Here is a 17,806-nt window from a genome sequence, read left to right on the forward strand (position 1 = left end):
ATCAAGTGAAACATTTCTCGGCAGACAACTTCGATTCCAGCCTGATCGGCCTGCTGGTCGGGCGCACCAATGCCCTCAAGGACCGCATGCTGGACAAGTACCTGGTGCCTTATGACCTGACCTTTGCCCAGTTCAAGGTGCTGATCATCATTGCCCAGTTCTCCAGCGACACCCCGGTCGAGCTTTGTCGGCACCTGTCGCTGGACAGCGGTTCGATGACCCGCATGCTCGACCGCCTGGAGCTCAAGGGCCTGATCACCCGTAGCCGCTCGGCGGCCGACCGCCGGCAGGTCAATCTGGCCCTGACCGAAAAGGGCCAGACCATTGCCGACCTGCTGCCGAGCATCGGCGCCGATGCCATGAACGACACCTTTGCCGCGCTGGACGCCGAAGAGGTCGAAACCCTGCAACGCATTCTCACCAAGGTGCTGGTGGCCGCCGACGACCACATCACCCTGACGCGCCTGAGCTTCAAATCGACAGGCAGCAAATGAACCGTCACCTGCGGCTTCGCAGACTATAAGGTAACCACCATGGCCACTGACGCGCCCGAATCTTCATCCGCCACCACCGCCAGGGATCAAGGCACCGGCAAGCGTAAATTCCTGTTGTTGGGCCTGGCTGCGCTGGTGATTGCCGGCGGCCTGGGTGCCTGGGCCTGGCACGAGCTGTATGGCCGTTGGGGCGAAAGCACCGACGATGCCTACGTGAACGGCAACGTGGTGGAAATCACTCCGCTGACCACCGGCACGGTGATCAGCATCGCCGCCGATGACGGCGATCTGGTCCGTGAAGGCCAGGTGCTGCTCAAGTTCGACCCTAGCGACGCGCAAGTCGGCCTGCAAAGTGCCGAGGCCAATCTGGGCAAGGTGGTGCGCCAGGTGCGCGGCCTGTACAGCAATGTCGACGGTATGAAAGCGCAACTGGCGGCCCAGCGTGCAGCCGTGCAAAAGGCGCAGGACAACTACACCCGGCGGCGCAACCTGGCCGCCAGCGGGGCGATCTCGCAAGAGGAGCTGTCGCACGCCAAGGACGATCTGGTCAGCGCGCAAAGTGCCCTGAACAACGTCCAGCAACAACTGGCCAGCAGCGTGGCACTGGTCGACGACACCGTGGTGTCCTCGCACCCGGACGTCAAGGCCGCGGCTGCGCAACTGCGTCAGGCCTGGCTGGCCAACGCGCGCACCACGCTGGTGGCACCGGTGAGCGGTTACGTGGCCAAGCGCAATGTGCAGCTCGGCCAGCGGGTGCAGCCGGGCATCGCGACCATGGCGGTGATCCCGCTGGACCACCTGTGGATCGATGCCAACTTCAAGGAAACCCAACTGGGCAAGATGCGCATCGGCCAGCCGGTGGAAATCCGCGCCGACCTGTACGGCAGCGATGTGACCTACAACGGCACCATCGACAGCCTGGGCGCCGGCACCGGCAGCGCGTTTGCCCTGTTGCCGGCGCAGAACGCTACTGGCAACTGGATCAAGATCGTCCAGCGCGTGCCGGTGCGCATTCATATCAACCGCGACGAATTGCTCGCACACCCGCTGCGCATCGGCCTGTCGACCACGGTGGATGTCGACCTGCATGACCAGAGCGGCCCGGTACTGGCCCAGCAGCCGCCCAAACAACCGAGCTTCAGCACCTCGGTGTATGACGAGCAACTGGCCGAGGCCGATGCTGCGATCGCCCGGCTGATTCACGAAAACAGCGCCGCTGGCGATAAAGCGACGGCGCTGCGCTGATGAGCCAGAACGCACCGGCTTCATTCACGCCGCCCAGCCTGCTGATGTGCACCATCGGCCTGTCGCTGGCGACCTTCATGCAGGTGCTCGACACCACCATCGCCAACGTGGCCCTGCCGACCATTTCCGGCAACCTGGGGGTGAGTTCGGAGCAGGGCACCTGGGTCATCACCTCGTTCGCGGTGAGTAACGCCATTGCCTTGCCGCTGACCGGCTGGCTGAGCCGGCGCTTCGGTGAGGTCAAGCTGTTCCTCTGGGCCACGCTGCTGTTCGTGCTGGCCTCGTTCCTGTGCGGCATCTCGCAGTCGATGCCGGAACTGGTCGGCTTCAGGGTGCTGCAAGGCGTGGTCGCCGGGCCCTTGTACCCGATGAGCCAGACCCTGTTGATCGCGATTTATCCACCGGCCAAGCGCGGCATGGCGCTGGCGCTACTGGCCATGGTCACGGTGGTGGCGCCGATTGCCGGGCCCATTCTCGGCGGCTGGATCACCGACAGTTACAGCTGGCCGTGGATCTTCTTCATCAATATTCCGATTGGCCTGTTTGCCGCCTTTGTGGTCAAGACGCAGATGGCCAAACGGCCGGTCAACACCAGCCGCCAGCCGATGGACTACATCGGCCTGTTGACCCTGATCATCGGCGTCGGTGCCTTGCAGGTGGTGCTCGACAAGGGCAACGACATGGACTGGTTCGAGTCCGGCTTCATCGTCATCGGCACGCTGATCTCGGTGGTGGCGCTGGCGGTGTTCGTGATCTGGGAAATGACGGATCGCCACCCGATCGTCAACCTGCGGCTGTTCGCCTACCGCAACTTCCGTATCGGCACCATCGTGCTGGTGTGTGGTTATTCCGGGTTCTTCGGCATCAACCTGATCCTGCCGCAATGGTTGCAGACGCAGATGGGCTATACCGCGACCTGGGCGGGCCTGGCCGTGGCGCCTATTGGCATCTTGCCGGTGTTGATGTCGCCGTTCGTGGGTAAATACGCGCACCGCTTCGACCTGCGGCTGCTGGCGGGGCTGGCGTTTCTGGCGATGGGCCTGTCGTGCTTCATGCGTTCAGGCTTCACCAGCGAGGTGGACTTTACCCATGTCGCACTGGTGCAGATGTTCATGGGCATTGGCGTGGCGCTGTTCTTCATGCCGACCCTGACCATTCTGCTGTCGGACCTGCCGCCACAGCAGATCGCCGACGGCTCGGGCCTGGCCACGTTCTTGCGTACGCTGGGCGGCAGCTTTGCCGCCTCCTTGACCACCTGGATCTGGATTCGCCGCGCCGATCAGCATCATGCGTACCTGAGCGAGCACATCAGCACCTACGATCCGGTCACCCGCCAGACGCTGGATACCCTTGGCGGCGCTGGGCCGCAGGCGTATGCGCGGCTTGAGCAGACGCTCAATAGCCAGGCCTACATGATGTCGACGGTGGATTATTTCTACATGCTGGCCTGGTTGTTCATGGGCCTGATCCTGCTGGTCTGGCTGGCCAAACCGCCGTTTACCGCCAAGGCGGGCCCGGCGGCGCAGGGCGGGCATTGATTGATCAATACACCCCGCCACCACTGGTGGGTGCCGGGGCGTCCTTGAAGGTCGCGGCCAGGGTTTGCAGGCCGCGCATCAGCACGGTGGTGTCGACGCCGACGGCGACGAACTTTGCCCCCAGCTCGATATAGCGCCGCGCCAGGTTCTGGTCGGCGCTCAAGATCCCCGCCGCCTTGCCGGCCTTGCCGATACGCACGATCGCGTCTTCGATCGCGGCCTGCACGTCGGGGTGACCGGGGTTGCCGCGATGACCCATGGCGGCGCTGAGGTCGGCCGGGCCGATGAACACGCCATCCACACCGTCTACCGCCACGATGGCGTCCAGATTGGCCAGGCCTTCGAGGTTTTCGATCTGTACCAGCAGGCACATTTGCTCGTCGGCTTTATCGAGATAACCGGGAATGGTGTTCCAGCGCGAAGCCCGCGCCAGCGCGCTGCCAACCCCGCGTACGCCGCTGGGCGGATAGTGGATGGCGCGCACCAGCTCGCGGGCCTGCGCTGCGCTTTCGACCATTGGCACCAGCAGCGTCTGGGTGCCGATGTCGAGAATCTGCTTGATCAGCGCGGTATCACCGATCACCGGACGAATCACCGCCTGGCTGGCATACGGCGCTACCGCTTGCAACTGCCCCAACAGGCCACGCAAGTCGTTGGGCGCATGCTCGCCGTCGATCAATAGCCAGTCGAAACCGGCATTGGCGGCAAGCTCTGCGCAATACGGATTGGCCAGACCCAGCCACAGCCCGATTTGTGCCGGGCCTGATTGCAGGCGCTGTTTGAAGGTGTTGATGGGCATATCCATTTTCAGCTCCTGCGATTTCACTCGTAGGAGCTGCTTTAGCTGCGAATGGAACGACGCTAAATGATGTCGTCTGCTTCGCGGCTGAAGCCGCTCCTACGGGTTGAGGTGATTCAGATAAACCGGCACGCGATGCTGCCGAGCTGGTCGTAGTCGACGTGGAAGGTGTCGCCGGGGTTGGCTGCCACCGGGCGGGTGAACGAGCCGCCGAGGATGATCTGCCCGGCCTCAAGGGTGACGTCGTACGGCGCCAGTTTGTTCGCCAGCCAGGCCACGCCCTTGGCCGGGTGGTTGAGCACTGCTGCCGACACGCCGGATTCCTCTATCACACCGTTGCGGTACAGCACTGCAGGCACGCGGCGCAGGTCGATGTCGTTGGGGCGTACCGGGCGGCCGCCCATGACCACGCCGGCGTTGGCGGCGTTGTCGGAAATGGTGTCGAACACCTTGCGGGTGACCTGGGTCTGCGGGTCGATTTGCTGGATGCGCGCATCGATGATTTCCAGCGCCGGTACGACCCATTCGGTGGCGTCCAGCACGTCGAAGATCGTCACGTTCGGGCCTTTGAGCGGCTTACCGAGAATGAACGCCAGCTCCACTTCAACGCGCGGCACGATGAAGCGGTTGAACGGGATATCGGTGCCTTCGTCGAAGAACATGTCGTCGAGCAGGGCGCCGTAATCGGGTTCGGTGATGTTGGACGAAACCTGCATGGCCCGCGAGGTCAGGCCTATCTTGTGACCGACCAGCTTGCGCCCGTCACGGATCTTGCGCTCGACCCAGGCGCGCTGGATGGCGTAGGCATCATCAATGGTGATGCCGGGGTATTGCAGCGAGAACTGGCCAACCTGCTCGCGGGAGCGTTCGGCCTGGTCGAGCCGCTCGGCGGCTTGCTGGATGAGATGTTTATCGAGCATCGGAGACGTTCCTTATTGCGGATTGACGATAGCGGCGGGGGTGCGCATGACCAGCAGGCCGCCCAGGGCGATCAGTAGCGCCAGCACATAAAGAGCCAGGCTGGCGCTGTGGGTGGTGTCGCGCATCCAGCCGATCAGGTAGGGCGCGAGAAACGAAGCGATGCTGCCGAACGAGCTGATCAGGCCGATGCCGGCTGCCTGGGTGCGGCTCGACAGAAACGCCGGCGGCAGTTGCCAGAACATCGGCAGGGCGGCGCTGGCGCCCATGCCGGCGATGATCAGCCCGGCCAGCACGGCAAGGCTGTTACCCGGCGCGATGCCGGCGGCGGCAATGCCGAGGGCGCACATCAACAGCGGCACGCACAGGTGCCAACGGCGCTCGCGATGGCGGTCTGATGAGCGGCCGCAGGCCAGCATGAAAAACACCCCGGCCAGGTACGGAATGGCACTGAGCAGGCCGACCGTGCTGTCGCGGGCGATGCCGGCGCCGTGGATCAGGGTCGGCATCCAGAACGCCAGCGTGTTGACCGCCAGCATCACCGCAAAGTAGACCGCCACCAGCAGCCAGACATGGCCGTCGCGCAGAATGCCGGCGAACGAGGTGATGGTCTTGCGCTGCTCTTCGGCGTTCAGTTCTTCGCCCAGGCGTTGTTTCTGTTCGTCGCTCAGCCAGTTCACGCTTTCGAAGCGTTCCGGCAACACGCGCCAGACCAGCAGGCCGAGCAGCACCACCGGCGAGCCTTCCAGCAGAAACATCCACTGCCAGCCGCGCAGGCTGCCGGCATTGTTGAGGTTCTCCAGAATCATCCCCGACAACGGCCCGCCAATGACGCCGGCCATCGGCACGGCAATGGCGAACAGCGCGGTGATTTGCGCCCGGCGGCCGGCCGGGTACCAGCGGTTCAGGTACACCAGAATGCCGGGGAAGAAACCGGCCTCGGCGACCCCCAGCAGAAAGCGCAGGGTGTAGAAACCGCTGGCGGTTTCGACCAGCAGCATGCCGGTGGACATTACGCCCCAGACCACCATCAGCGTGGCAATCCAGCGCCGTGGCCCGATGCGATCCAGGGCCAGGTTGCTAGGTACGCCGAACAGCGCATAAGCGACGAAAAACAGCCCGGCACCCAGGCCATAGACCGTGTCGCTGAAGTGCAGGTCGGTGCTCATCTGCATCTTGGCAAAGCCGATGTTGATGCGGTCCAGATGGGCGAACAGGTAACACACCAGCAGCAACGGCATCAGCCGCCAGGTCACGGTGCGGTGGGTCGAATCGCTGACGGCACGGGGCGTGTCGAGTGTCGAGACAGGGAGAACAGTGCGCATGATCTTGTACTTTTTATGGGTGAAACTGCACAGGGAAAAGCCGGGTTCAGACCGTCTTGTTGAACAGCGGATGCAAGCTGCTGTGCTTACCGTCGTAGACCTGGCCGCCGCTTTCGTCGATTTGCAAGGTGATGCCCAGCGGGCGTTGCTGCACGATCGGGTCAAGATGCGTTTTCAGTACCGCCAGCAGGCTGTCGCCCACCGTCTTGTGCACCGCCGCACTGCGGCCTGCGGCCATGCGCAGGTTGGCGTAGATGAATCCATAATCGCCTTTGCCGTCGGCCACCGCGCTGTGCGCAGCGGGGTAGGCCAGCACGCGGGTGCCGCCGGTGGGAAACACGGCCTTGCCGCTGTCGTCACGCTGTTCCAGCATGGTGTCGGCCAGCGCACGGCACAGGCCGCTGATGTCGGCGTCGCGTTCAAGGTCCTGGGTGTAGAGCAGTACCAGATGAGGCATGGTGGTGGTCTCCGTAAGGTGGTTTTACAACCGGCTGCCATTACAACCGACTGGTCGAAACCACGGCTGCCGGATTGGCGGCCTGTGCGGCCGGAATGGCTGAGCCGTCTTGCGGTGTCACCGGAAACAGGGCATTGATCTGCCCGGTGCCCGAGGAGCCGAAGTAGGGCGTCAGCACCTCGACATTGCCGTCGTAGTTTGACCAGCCCAGCGCACCGAGTAGCATCGCGGTGTCGTGCATGAAGCCTTCACCGTGACCCTTGGCGGCGTACTCGGGCAGCATGCCGCAGAACTCCGGCCACTCGGCGTTCTCCCACATCTTCACCACGCGGTGGTCGAGGGTTTCCAGAAACGGGCTCCAGACCCTGGTCGAGAAGTCCGGCGCCTGGCCGTTCTGGGCAAAACGGTGGGTCAGCGAGCCGCTGGCCAGAAATGCCACGGTGCCGTCGTAGTGATCCTCGACCGCCTTGCGCATCGCCCAGCCCAGGCGCGCGCTGTCGTTGAGGTAGTGCGAGGTACACAGCGCCGAGACCGAAATCACCTTGAAGTGCTGGTCCTGGTTCATGTAGCGCATCGGCACCAGCGTGCCGTATTCAGGACCCAGGGTGGTGGCGTGGTGGGCCATGGTCTCGACGTTGAAACGGTTGCATTCCTCGGCCAGCAACAGGCCCAGCTCCTTGTTGCCCGGAAACTCGTATTCCATGTTGCTGATGAAATGCGGCAGCTCGTTGCTGGTGTACACGCCCTTGTAATGCGGGCCGCACAACACGTGGTAATTGGCATTGACCAGCCAGTGGGTGTCGAACACCACAATGGTGTCCACGCCCAGCTCGCGGCAACGCCGACTGATCTCGTAATGGCCGTCGATGGCCGCCTGGCGAAAACCCTGGCGCGGGCCGGGCAATTCAGACAGGTACATCGACGGAACGTGAGTGATCTTGGCAGCTAAGGCGAGTTTGCCCATGGTGATCTCCAGAATTTTTTGAGCTTCAAGTTGCAAGCTGTAAGCCTCAAGCTAAAGCGGTATGCCACAAGTCTTGAGCCCGCGCATAACCTCTTGCAGCTTGTAGCTAACAGCTTGCCGCTGCTTTAGATCCCCCAACGCGGGATGTGGTGGCTGCCCATGGATATACACACGTTCTTGATTTCGGCAAACACTTCGAAGCTGTACTGGCCACCTTCGCGGCCGGTGCCCGAGCCTTTGACGCCGCCGAACGGCTGGCGCAGGTCGCGGACGTTCTGACTGTTGATGAACACCATGCCCGCTTCGATGCCGTAGGCCAGGCGGTGGGCCTTGCCGATGTCCTGGGTCCAGATGTAGGAGGCCAAGCCGTATTCGGTGTCGTTGGCCAGTTGCAGCGCTTCGGCTTCGTCTTTGAACGGGATCAGGCAGACCACCGGGCCAAAGATTTCTTCCTGGGCAATGCGCATCTTGTTGTTCACGTCGGCGAACACGGTGGGCTGGATGAACTGCCCGCGAGCCAGGTGCGCCGGCAAATTGGCCGGGCGTTCCAGGCCGCCCGCCAGCAGGGTCGCGCCTTCTTCCAGGCCGATCTTGATGTAGCCGGTGACCTTGTCGTAGTGGGCCTGGGTGATCATCGAGCCGACTTGAGTTTTCGGGTCCTGCGGGTCACCGACAATCAGGCGTTTGGCGCGGGCGGCGAATTCGGCGACGAATTGCGGGTACACGCTTTCCTGAATGAAGATCCGGCTGCCGGCGGTGCAGCGTTCGCCGTTCAGCGAGAAGATGGTGAACAAGGCCGCGTCCAGTGCGCGTTCCAGGTCGGCGTCTTCGAAAATCAGCACCGGCGACTTGCCGCCCAGCTCCATCGAATACTTTTTCAAACCTGCGGTTTGCATGATCTTCTTGCCGGTGGCGGTGCCGCCGGTGAACGAAATCGCACGTACATCGGGGTGGCGCACCAGCGCATCGCCGGCGGTGGCGCCGTAGCCCTGAATCACGTTGAGCACGCCGGCCGGAATGCCAGCCTCGACTGCCAGGCGGCCCAGCTCGTTGGCGGTCAGCGGCGACAGCTCGGACATTTTCAGCACCGCCGTGTTGCCCAGCGCCAGGCACGGCGCGGTCTTCCAGGTGGCGGTCATGAACGGCACGTTCCACGGCGACACCAGGCCACACACACCCACCGGCTGGTACAGGGTGTAGTTGAGCATCTGGTCGTCGACCGGGTAGCTGTGGCCGTCCATGCGTGTGCAGACTTCGGCGAAGAAATCGAAGTTGTGCGAGGCGCGCGGGATCAACACGTTCTTGGTCTGGTGAATCGGCAGGCCGGTGTCCAGCGTCTCCAGTTCGGCCAGGTGCGGCACGTTCTGGTCGATCAACTCACCGAGCTTTCGCATCAGGCGCGCACGCTCCTTGGCCGGGGTGTTGGCCCATTTCGGGAACGCCTCTTTGGCTGCTGCAACCGCCTGGGCCACTTCTTCGGCGCCGCCGCTGGCGACTTCGCCGATGGCTTCACCGGTGGCCGGGTTGTAGTTGACGAACACGTCTTTGCTTTCGACCTCGCGGCCATTGATCCAGTGCTTGATCATGCGATTCACGCCTCTTGTTGTTGGGTTTGCAGGGCGAAGAACTCGGCTTCGCTGACAATGCGGTTGACCAGACGGCCCACGCCTTCGACTTCCACCACCACTTCATCGCCCGGCACCACGTCGGCCAGGCCTTCGGGCGTGCCGGTGGCGATCATGTCGTCCGGTTGCAGGGTCATGAAGCTGGACAGGTATTCGATCAGGAAGGGGATGTCGAAAATCATGTCGCGGGTAGAGCCTTCCTGTTTCAACTCACCGTTGATCCAGGTGCGCAGCTTCAGGTCCGAGGTGTTCGGCACATCGCTGACATCGACGATGAACGGGCCGACCGGCGTGGTGGCGTCGCGGTTTTTAACTCGCAGGTTCGGGCGGTAGTAGTTCTCGAGGTAGTCACGAATCGCGTAGTCGTTGCACACCGTGTAGCCGGCCAGGTACTCCAGAGCGTCCTCGCGCTTGACGTTGCGCGCGACCTTGCCGATCACCGCTACCAGCTCGCACTCGTAGTGCATGTACTTGACGTTGTCCGGGCGCCAGGTGACCTGGTTATGGCCGGTGTAGGTGCCGGGCGATTTGACGAAGGCCAGTGGTTCGGTCGGCGGCGCGAAGGCCAGTTCTGCGGCGTGGTCGGCGTAGTTCAGGCCCAGCGCGAACATGTTGCCGGTGGCCGGTGGCAACCACTGCACCTGGTCCTCATTAATCAGACGACCATCGGCCAGGCGTACGGTCAAAGTTCCGGTATCGCCGGTCTCAACCTGTACGGCATGCACCTGGCCTTCAAAATGGATACGGGCGTGTTTCATGGGCGCAATTCCTCGGCGACGATGCGGTTGCTCAAGCGGCCAAGGCCTGTGATCTCGACCGTCACGCGGTCACCAGGGACTACATCTACGCGGCCTTCGGGGGTGCCGGTGATTAACACATCGCCTTCGTGCAGGGTCATGAACTCGCTGATTTCAGCGATCAGTTGCTGAACATTGCGCACCCAGTTGGCGGTGCTGTTTTCCTGGCGCAGTTCATCGTTGACGAACAGCTTGAGGGTCAACTGGCCGGGGTCTTGAACCTGATCGGCGGGCACCAGCTCAGGGCCCAGCGCGCAGAAACCGTCACGGCATTTGGCTTTGACGGCAGGGCGGTAATAGCTGTCTTCGGGCAGGCTGAATTCGTTGACGATCACATAGCCGGCTACATGCGCCAGGGCGTCGGCCTCGCTGACCCGGCTGGCGGATTTGCCGATCACCACGCCCAGCGCCGGGCCCGGTTGCAGGCGCTCGATCCCCGCCGGATAGACCACCGCGCCGTCATGGCTGTTGCGGGTGTTGGGGGTCTTGATGAACAGCACCGGTTTGACCGGCGGCTTCTGGTAGGGCGCTTGGGCAAATTCGGCGAGGCGTTGTTCCAGCAACCCTTGATAGTTCAGCGCTACGCCGAACAGGGTGCCGTTGGCAACGTCGTGCAGGGCACGGCTCATGCTTTTCTCCTGGCGGTGACCTGACAGCGGCTGCCTGGTCAATGATTTTGTTAATGTGTTAACTTTATAAGTTAAGATGTTAACGATCGTCAAGTGCCAAGCCCAGCAACCCTGTTCGAGTCCAGAAAAAAGGCGGAACATAGGTGCAGGCCTGAAGCCACAAGAACAAGAAAGAGAACCCGCAGATGAACGATCGACAGCCGATCCCTAACATCAACATTGGCCAGGTCTACGACCAGCGCTACAGCGATGCCGAGGTGCATTACGACAAGCTCGGCAACCTGGCCGGCTTTTTCGGCCGCAACATGCCGGTACATCGTCACGACCGTTTTTTTCAGGTGCATTACGTCAACAGCGGCACCGTGCGGGTGTATCTGGACGACCAGCAGTACCTTGAATCCGGGCCGATGTTTTTTTTGACGCCGCCGACCATTCCGCACTCGTTCGTCACCGAACCGGACAGCGACGGCCATGTGCTGACCGTGCGTCAGCAGCTTGTCTGGGCGCTGATCGAAGCCGACCCGACGCTGGCGCCTGGCGCGCAATTGCCAGCAGCTTGTGTAGCGTTGTCGCAACTAGGGCCGGAATTTGCTGGCGAGATTCGCCGCCTGGGATTCTTGTTCGAAGAGCTGCGCGAAGAGATCAACGGCCAGCGCGCCGGGCGCGGTTCGGCGCTGGACAGCCTGACCCAGTTGATCATGACCAGCCTGCTCAGGCTCTGCGCGCGATCGTTGCAGGCGCGGCCTGCACGGCACGAAGACCTGCAGATTTTTCACCGTTTCAATGAACTGATCGAAGCCCATTACCAGCAGCACTGGTCGCTGTCGCGCTACGCCAGCGGCATTGGCGTGACCGAGGCGCGGCTCAACGATGTCTGCCGGCGCATCGCCGACTTGCCGTCCAAGCGCCTGATTCTCGAACGCCTGATGCAGGAAGCGCGGCGTCTGTTGCTGTTCACCGGGCTGTCGGCCAACGAGATCTGCTACCGCCTGGGTTTCAAGGACCCGGCCTATTTCAGCCGCTTCTTTCACCGTTACGCGGGCGTGACGCCGGGCGAGTACCGGCAGCGGCAACCGGCATAAACCCAGGGATCTGTTCGTTTACTTGTTAATTACGTGTCAGCTATAGTCCCGGCCCACAGCCTGATTACCCGAACCGCGAATTCCCATGCCGACCCCCAGACCGTCCCTGACCCTTACCCTGCTACAGGCCCGCGAAGCCGCGATGGCCTTTTTTCGTCCGTCGCTCAACGAACATGGCTTGACCGAGCAACAATGGCGCGTCATTCGTATCCTGCGCCAGCAAGGCGAAATGGAAAGCCATCAACTGGCCGACCAGGCCTGCATCCTCAAGCCGAGCATGACCGGCGTGCTGGCGCGCCTGGAGCGCGATGGCATCGTGCGGCGCTGGAAGCCGGCCCACGACCAGCGGCGCATGCTGGTCGGCCTGACCGAGCAGGGCCAGCAATGCTTCGTCTCGATGAGTGAAGACATGGAGCGCAATTACCAGCGCATCCAGGCGCAGTTCGGCGAAGAAAAAATGCAGCAATTGCTTGAATTGCTGCGTGATCTCAAGCGCATCGAGCCCTGATCCACACGTAAACCTGGCCAACGCAACGTCGGCCAGGTGATTGCCATTGTGCGTATGCCTGACAAAACCCCATTCCCGCTGTGCAAACCGCCAAAGCGTTTTGGTTGACGCGCTCTTATGATCGGCTAGCTGCCCCGCAAGCTACATAAAAACAACAAGCTCTGAGGAATACACCATGCCCAACTCGCCGACTCGCGAGGCTGATGACGTGCAAGGCAATCAGGTCTATCGCTTGATCACGCTGCGTCTGATCCCCTTCATCTTCATTTGCTACCTGTTCAACTACCTGGACCGCGTCAACGTCGGCTTTGCCAAGTTGCAGATGCTCGATGCCCTGAATTTCAGTGAAACGGTGTACGGCCTGGGTGCCGGGATCTTTTTCATAGGCTATGTGTTGTGTGGTCTGCCGAGCAATCTGGCGCTCAACCGTTTTGGTCCACGGCGCTGGATCGGCCTGATGATGATCACCTGGGGCACGTTTTCGACCTGCCTGCTGTTCGTCACCACCCCCGTCGAATTCTATGTGCTGCGCTTTCTGACCGGCATGGCCGAGGCCGGCTTCTTTCCCGGCATCGTGCTGTACCTGTCGCGCTGGTACCCCAACCAGCGTCGCGGCCGGATCATGGCGTTATTCATGTGTGCCATTCCGGTGTCGGGCCTGCTCGGCGGACCGTTCTCCGGCTGGATTCTCAACCACTTCGCACTCGGCCAGGGCGGCATGCAGGGCTGGCAGTGGATGTTCCTGATTCAAGGCCTGCCGACCGTCGCGCTGGGCGTGATGGCCTTCAAACTGCTGTGCGACAAGGTCGAAGATGCCGCCTGGCTGACCCCCGAGCAACGCCAGCGGGTCAAGACCGATGTCGCCAACGATGAGCTGAATCGCCCGAAACAAACCAACACTTCGGTGGCCAGCGTGCTGACTATGCCGGTTATCTGGATTCTGGGCTTTATCTACTTCTGCATTCAGAGCGGCGTGTATGCGATCAACTTCTGGCTGCCGTCGATCATCAAGAACCTGGGCTTCAACGACGCCTTGGTGATTGGCTGGATCAGCGCGATTCCGTACCTGCTGGCAGGCGTGTTCATGCTGTTGGTGGGGCGTTCGGCCGACCTGCGCAACGAACGCCGCTGGCATCTGGTCGTACCGATGCTGATGGGCGCAGCCGGGCTGATCATCGCCGCCAACTTCGCCACTGTGCCGGTGATTGCCATCGTCGGCTTGTGCATCGCGACCATGGGGGCACTGACCAGCCTGCCGATGTTCTGGCCACTGCCCACCGCGCTGTTGAGCGCCAGTGTGGCGGCAGGCGGCCTGGCGCTGATCAACTCGATCGGCCAGATGGCCGGCTTTCTCAGCCCGTACCTGGTGGGCTGGATCAAGGACCAGACCGGCTCGACGACCATGGCCCTGTATTCGCTGGCCGCGCTGACCATCGTCGGCAGCCTGATTGCCCTGCGCCTGAGCCGGCAATCGGCCGCCCGCACAGCGGCGACGGCCTGAGGTCTTTTAGTACTCTGCGCAACAAACCCGTAGGAGCGGCTTCAGCCGCGAATGGCGCCGATATCGAAAATGGTGGCGCCTGTTTCCCGACTAAAGTCGGTCCTACGCGGTTCGCCAAATTGGGTTATTCAATGGGCTCGTAGGGTAGCCCCACGTAGTTTTCGGCGATGGTCTGGCGGCCGGCGGCAGAGCCTATGTAGTAGTCCAGTTCGGTCTGCTGGATACGCTGGCTGAAGGCGTCGGTGTCGGGAAACTTGTGCAGCAGCGAGGTCATCCACCACGAGAAGCGTTCGGCTTTCCAGACCCGGCGCAGGCAGATCGCCGAGTAACGTTCCAGCAGGTCGGTGCGGCCTTCGCGGTAGACCTTGAGCAGGATGTGATACAGGGTGCTGACGTCGCTGGCGGCCAGGTTCAGGCCTTTGGCGCCGGTCGGCGGCACGATGTGCGCAGCGTCACCCAGCAGGAACAAGTGGCCGTACTGCATTGGTTCGACGACAAAGCTGCGCAGCGGGGCGATGCTTTTTTCGATCGACGGCCCGGTGATCAGGCGCTCGGCCAGGTGCTCTGGCAGGCGGGTCTTCAGTTCGGTCCAGAAGCGTTCGTCGGACCAGTTCTCGACCTGCTCCTCGGCGCCCACCTGCACGTAATAGCGGGTGCGTGTCGGCGAGCGCATGCTGCACAGGGCAAAGCCACGCGGGTGGTTGGCGTAGACCAGTTCTTCGTTGACCGGCGGGGTGTCGGCCAGCACGCCCAGCCAGCCGAACGGGTAGACACGCTCGAAGGTCTTGAGGCTGTCGGCAGGGATCGACTGGCGCGACACGCCATGAAAGCCGTCGCAGCCGGCAATGTAGTCGCAGTCGATGCGCATGCTTTCGCCGTTCTGCGTGAAGGTCACGTACGGACGTTCACCCTTGAGTTCGTGCAGTTGCACGTCGTCTGCGTTGTACAGGGTCACGGCGCCGGCCGTCTGGCGAGCTTCCATCAGGTCGCGGGTGACTTCGGTCTGGCCGTAGACCATCACGGTCTTGCCATCGGTCAGGCCCTTGAGGTCGATACGTTCGCAGCGTCCGTCGAAGGCCAGTTCGAAACCGTCGTGGACCAGGCCTTGCTCGTCCATGCGTGCACTGACGCCGGCTTCACGCAGCAGGTCGACCATGCCTTGTTCCAGCACGCCTGCGCGGATACGCGAGAGGATGTAATCGGGGTCTTTGCGTTCGATGATGATGTTATCGATGCCGGCACGTTGCAGCAGTTGGCCGAGCAGCAGCCCGGACGGGCCGGAGCCGATGATTGCGACTTGGGTTTTCATTGTTTTTATCCTGTTGTTGTCTCCTGCATTTTTAATGGATCAGCGGTGCATAAGAAGGCACTATCGAGCGCATTATCTGGACTTTTCGAGGATCTAGCTGCCCATGTCCAAGCGCGCTGTCAGTCCTGTTCCGGTGTTCAAGCTGTATGGCGAAACCGCCGCCTGGCCGACGCCGGATTTGATTCACTGTGAGTCGATTCCGGAGCGCAGCAGCCTGCACGACTGGGAAATCAAGCCGCACCGGCACAGTGATCTGGTGCAGTTGCTGTATGTGCAATCGGGGCAGGCGTTGCTCAAGGTCGAGGACGAAGTGCGTGAGGTGCAAGGTCCGGCATTGCAGGTGGTGCCGGCGCTTAGCGTGCACACTTTTCGTTTTGCCGAGACCATTCAGGGCCATATCCTCAGCCTGGCCAGCCCGCTGGTCGAACAGATGGAAGCGGTGCTCGACGGTCTGCAGTTGAGCGTGGCGCAGTGTCATTTACCGGGCGACGACAGCGCGCAGCTCGACAGCCTGTTCAATGCCATTGCCGACGAATACCGCCAGCCGCGCAGCGGTCGCGACCTGATGTTGCAGTCGTTGATCAATATGCTGATGGTCTGGTTGAGCCGGCGCGGCGACCAGCAGGTTGCAGGCCACGAGGTAGGCGCCCCGGACCGTGGGCGCGAGCATGTGCAGGCGTTCATGCACCAGCTGGAATCGAGCTTTCGCCTGCACTGGCCCATCGACGAACACGCCCGCCGTCTGGGCCTCAGCGCCGCGCACCTGAACGCCTTGTGCCGCCGTTTGAGCGATCAGTCAGCGTTGCAGGTCATCAACCAGCGCCTGCTGCTGGAGGCCAAGCGTAATCTTGTGTACACCACCATGACCATCCAGCAGGTCTCCGACAGCCTGGGCTTCTCGGAGCCGGCGTATTTCACGCGCTTTTTCAAGCGCGCCACCGGCGTGTCGCCCAGGCAGTTTCGAAGTCAGCGTTGATCAGCTCACCACCTGATAGCACGGCACATACGCTGCGCCACCGGGCAGCTTCATGCGGTGCTGCTCGACAAACGCCTGCAGCAGTTTGTCCAGCGGCTGCATGATCGCAGGGTCACCGTGGATCTGGTACGGGCCGTGTTCTTCGATCAGGCGGATGCCCTTGTCCTTGACGTTGCCGGCGACGATGCCGGAGAACGCGCGGCGCAGGTTGGCAGCCAGTTCGTGGGGCGGCAGTTCATGGCTGAGCTTGAGCTGGGCCATGTTCTCGTGGGTCGGGTCGAACGGGTGCTGGAAGCTTTCGTCGATCTTCAGCAGCCAGTTGAAGTGGAACGCGTCGTTGCGCTCGCGGCGGAACTGCTTGACCGTCTTCAGTGCCTTGGCCATCTCGCGCGCCACCTCCGACGGGTTGTCGATGATGATCTGGTAATGGCGCTGCGCCGCTTCGCCCAGGGTTGCCTGCACGAATGCATCGAGCTGGCGCAGGTAAGGCTCGGTGCTTTTCGGGCCGGTGAGAATGACCGGGAAGGGCAGGTCGTGGTTGGCCGGGTGCATGAGGATGCCCAGCAGGTACAGGAACTCTTCGGCAGTGCCTGCGCCACCCGGAAAGATGATGATGCCGTGGCCGACGCGCACGAAGGCTTCGAGGCGTTTCTCGATGTCTGGCAGGATCACCAGCTCGTTGACGATTGGATTCGGCGCCTCGGCGGCAATGATGCCCGGCTCGGTCAGGCCCAGGTAACGGCCGCCGTGAATGCGCTGCTTGGCGTGGGCAATGGTCGCACCCTTCATCGGGCCTTTCATTACGCCGGGACCGCAGCCGGTGCAGATGTCCAGGCTGCGCAGGCCCAGTTCGTGGCCGACCTTCTTGGTGTATTTGTATTCTTCGGTGTTGATCGAGTGGCCGCCCCAGCACACCACCAGTTTCGGCTCGACGCCCGGACGCAAGGTGCGGGCGTTGCGCAGCAGGTGAAACACGTAGTCGGTGATGCCCTGCGAGGTGCTCAGGTCGATGCGCTGGCTGTCCAGCTCGCTTTCGGTGTAGACGATGTCGCGCAGGGCGCTGAACAGCATTTCCCGGGTGCTGGCGATCATTTCGCCATCGACGAAGGCATCGGCCGGGGCATTCAGCAGCTCAAGGCGCACGCCACGGTCTTGTTGGTGAATACGGACCTCGAAGCTCTCGTAGGCTTCCAGAATGGTCTTGGCGTTGTCGACATGGGCGCCGGTATTGAGAATGGCCAGGGCGCACTGGCGAAACAGGGTGTAGACGCTGCCGGAACCGGCGGCGCTCAGTTGTTGCACTTCACGCTGAGACAGGGTTTCAAGGCTGCCTTTTGGGCTCACCGAGGCGTTAATCACATTTCTTGGGATCATTCTATTTTCCATTAGATCGATGCCATGCGGCCAAGGCTGAACACCTGTGGGGCAAGCATCAGGATGGTGAGCATCGGGGATGTTCACGCCTGAGCGGTATTCTTGCTGGCAGCCGGACAGGAAAGCAAACCAAACCATGCGTCTGGTCGATCATCGGCCCTTGCGATGCCCCAGAAATGAACCTGAGCCATTTTTTCGGGTCTTTAGGCTGATGGATTGGCGTGTGTTCTGTCGCGTGTTCTAGCCAATAGTTCAGTTGCAGGGC

17 protein-coding genes are annotated in these 17,806 nt (G+C 62.1%); 7 read left to right on the forward strand and 10 right to left on the reverse strand.

Features of this window, described 5'->3' with window-relative positions:
• Positions 1-5: 5 nt before the first annotated feature.
• Genes ACYP2A_RS23050 through ACYP2A_RS23060 form a run of 3 tightly spaced genes read left to right on the forward strand, consistent with a single transcriptional unit; the run spans position 6 to position 3,277 of the window.
• The gene (locus ACYP2A_RS23050) at positions 6-494 is read left to right on the forward strand and encodes a MarR family winged helix-turn-helix transcriptional regulator (protein WP_459748299.1); all 489 of its coding nucleotides are present in this window, start codon (positions 6-8) and stop codon (positions 492-494) included.
• A gap of 39 nt (positions 495-533) precedes the next feature.
• Positions 534-1,739 (forward strand): HlyD family secretion protein, encoded by a 1,206-nt coding sequence (locus tag ACYP2A_RS23055; protein ID WP_459748254.1) that lies wholly within the window; start codon positions 534-536, stop codon positions 1,737-1,739.
• Positions 1,739-3,277: a DHA2 family efflux MFS transporter permease subunit gene (locus ACYP2A_RS23060; protein ID WP_459748255.1), complete on the forward strand. Its 1,539-nt coding sequence runs from the start codon at positions 1,739-1,741 to the stop codon at positions 3,275-3,277. Before ACYP2A_RS23055 ends, ACYP2A_RS23060 begins: the two co-directional genes overlap by 1 nt.
• A gap of 4 nt (positions 3,278-3,281) precedes the next feature.
• On the opposite strand, the gene hpaI is transcribed toward ACYP2A_RS23060, so the two are convergent.
• The 8 genes from hpaI to ACYP2A_RS23100 form a co-directional block, all read right to left on the reverse strand.
• Positions 3,282-4,082 carry a 4-hydroxy-2-oxoheptanedioate aldolase gene (hpaI, locus tag ACYP2A_RS23065; protein ID WP_459748256.1) on the reverse strand — a complete coding sequence of 267 codons (801 nt, stop codon included), beginning with the start codon at positions 4,080-4,082 and terminating at the stop codon, positions 3,282-3,284.
• Between the two features lie 110 nt (positions 4,083-4,192).
• Positions 4,193-4,996: a 2-oxo-hept-4-ene-1,7-dioate hydratase gene (gene hpaH / locus ACYP2A_RS23070; protein ID WP_459748257.1), complete on the reverse strand. Its 804-nt coding sequence runs from the start codon at positions 4,994-4,996 to the stop codon at positions 4,193-4,195.
• A gap of 12 nt (positions 4,997-5,008) precedes the next feature.
• Positions 5,009-6,319, reverse strand: coding sequence for an MFS transporter (locus tag ACYP2A_RS23075; protein WP_459748258.1), 1,311 nt, complete (start codon positions 6,317-6,319; stop codon positions 5,009-5,011).
• 46 nt (positions 6,320-6,365) lie between these two features.
• The gene (locus ACYP2A_RS23080) at positions 6,366-6,776 is read right to left on the reverse strand and encodes a 5-carboxymethyl-2-hydroxymuconate isomerase (protein ID WP_459748259.1); all 411 of its coding nucleotides are present in this window, start codon (positions 6,774-6,776) and stop codon (positions 6,366-6,368) included.
• 40 nt (positions 6,777-6,816) lie between these two features.
• The gene (gene hpaD / locus ACYP2A_RS23085; RefSeq protein WP_459748260.1) at positions 6,817-7,740 is read right to left on the reverse strand and encodes a 3,4-dihydroxyphenylacetate 2,3-dioxygenase; all 924 of its coding nucleotides are present in this window, start codon (positions 7,738-7,740) and stop codon (positions 6,817-6,819) included.
• Between the two features lie 125 nt (positions 7,741-7,865).
• A complete protein-coding gene (gene hpaE, locus ACYP2A_RS23090) occupies positions 7,866-9,326 on the reverse strand; it encodes a 5-carboxymethyl-2-hydroxymuconate semialdehyde dehydrogenase (protein ID WP_459748261.1) in 1,461 nt (486 codons plus the stop codon).
• A gap of 5 nt (positions 9,327-9,331) precedes the next feature.
• Positions 9,332-10,123 (reverse strand): fumarylacetoacetate hydrolase family protein, encoded by a 792-nt coding sequence (locus tag ACYP2A_RS23095; RefSeq protein WP_459748262.1) that lies wholly within the window; start codon positions 10,121-10,123, stop codon positions 9,332-9,334.
• Positions 10,120-10,791: a fumarylacetoacetate hydrolase family protein gene (locus ACYP2A_RS23100; protein WP_459748263.1), complete on the reverse strand. Its 672-nt coding sequence runs from the start codon at positions 10,789-10,791 to the stop codon at positions 10,120-10,122. The genes ACYP2A_RS23095 and ACYP2A_RS23100 overlap by 4 nt, the downstream gene beginning before the upstream one ends.
• A 185-nt stretch (positions 10,792-10,976) precedes the next feature.
• On the opposite strand from ACYP2A_RS23100, the gene hpaA reads away from it, so the two are divergent.
• The 3 genes from hpaA (at position 10,977) to ACYP2A_RS23115 (ending at position 13,882) form a co-directional block, all read left to right on the forward strand.
• Complete coding sequence (gene hpaA, locus ACYP2A_RS23105; protein ID WP_459748264.1) at positions 10,977-11,873, forward strand: 4-hydroxyphenylacetate catabolism regulatory protein HpaA; 897 nt, start codon at positions 10,977-10,979, stop codon at positions 11,871-11,873.
• An 85-nt stretch (positions 11,874-11,958) separates the two neighbouring features.
• Entirely contained in the window at positions 11,959-12,381 is a 423-nt protein-coding gene (hpaR, locus tag ACYP2A_RS23110) for a homoprotocatechuate degradation operon regulator HpaR (protein WP_056838613.1), read from the forward strand.
• Positions 12,382-12,556: 175 nt separating this feature from the next.
• The gene (locus tag ACYP2A_RS23115; protein ID WP_459748265.1) at positions 12,557-13,882 is read left to right on the forward strand and encodes an MFS transporter; all 1,326 of its coding nucleotides are present in this window, start codon (positions 12,557-12,559) and stop codon (positions 13,880-13,882) included.
• 124 nt (positions 13,883-14,006) lie between these two features.
• Here the strand turns inward: ACYP2A_RS23115 and pobA are convergent, their stop codons facing one another.
• Positions 14,007-15,191 (reverse strand): 4-hydroxybenzoate 3-monooxygenase, encoded by a 1,185-nt coding sequence (gene pobA, locus ACYP2A_RS23120; protein ID WP_459748266.1) that lies wholly within the window; start codon positions 15,189-15,191, stop codon positions 14,007-14,009.
• A gap of 103 nt (positions 15,192-15,294) precedes the next feature.
• Here pobA and ACYP2A_RS23125 point away from each other — a divergent pair, with 103 nt between their 5' ends.
• Positions 15,295-16,167 carry a helix-turn-helix domain-containing protein gene (locus tag ACYP2A_RS23125; protein ID WP_459748267.1) on the forward strand — a complete coding sequence of 291 codons (873 nt, stop codon included), beginning with the start codon at positions 15,295-15,297 and terminating at the stop codon, positions 16,165-16,167.
• Here the strand turns inward: ACYP2A_RS23125 and ppnN are convergent, their stop codons facing one another.
• Positions 16,168-17,541 (reverse strand): nucleotide 5'-monophosphate nucleosidase PpnN, encoded by a 1,374-nt coding sequence (ppnN, locus tag ACYP2A_RS23130; RefSeq protein ID WP_459748268.1) that lies wholly within the window; start codon positions 17,539-17,541, stop codon positions 16,168-16,170.
• Between the last annotated feature and the right edge of the window lie 265 nt (positions 17,542-17,806).

The organism is Pseudomonas sp. 3A(2025), from assembly GCF_054589175.1.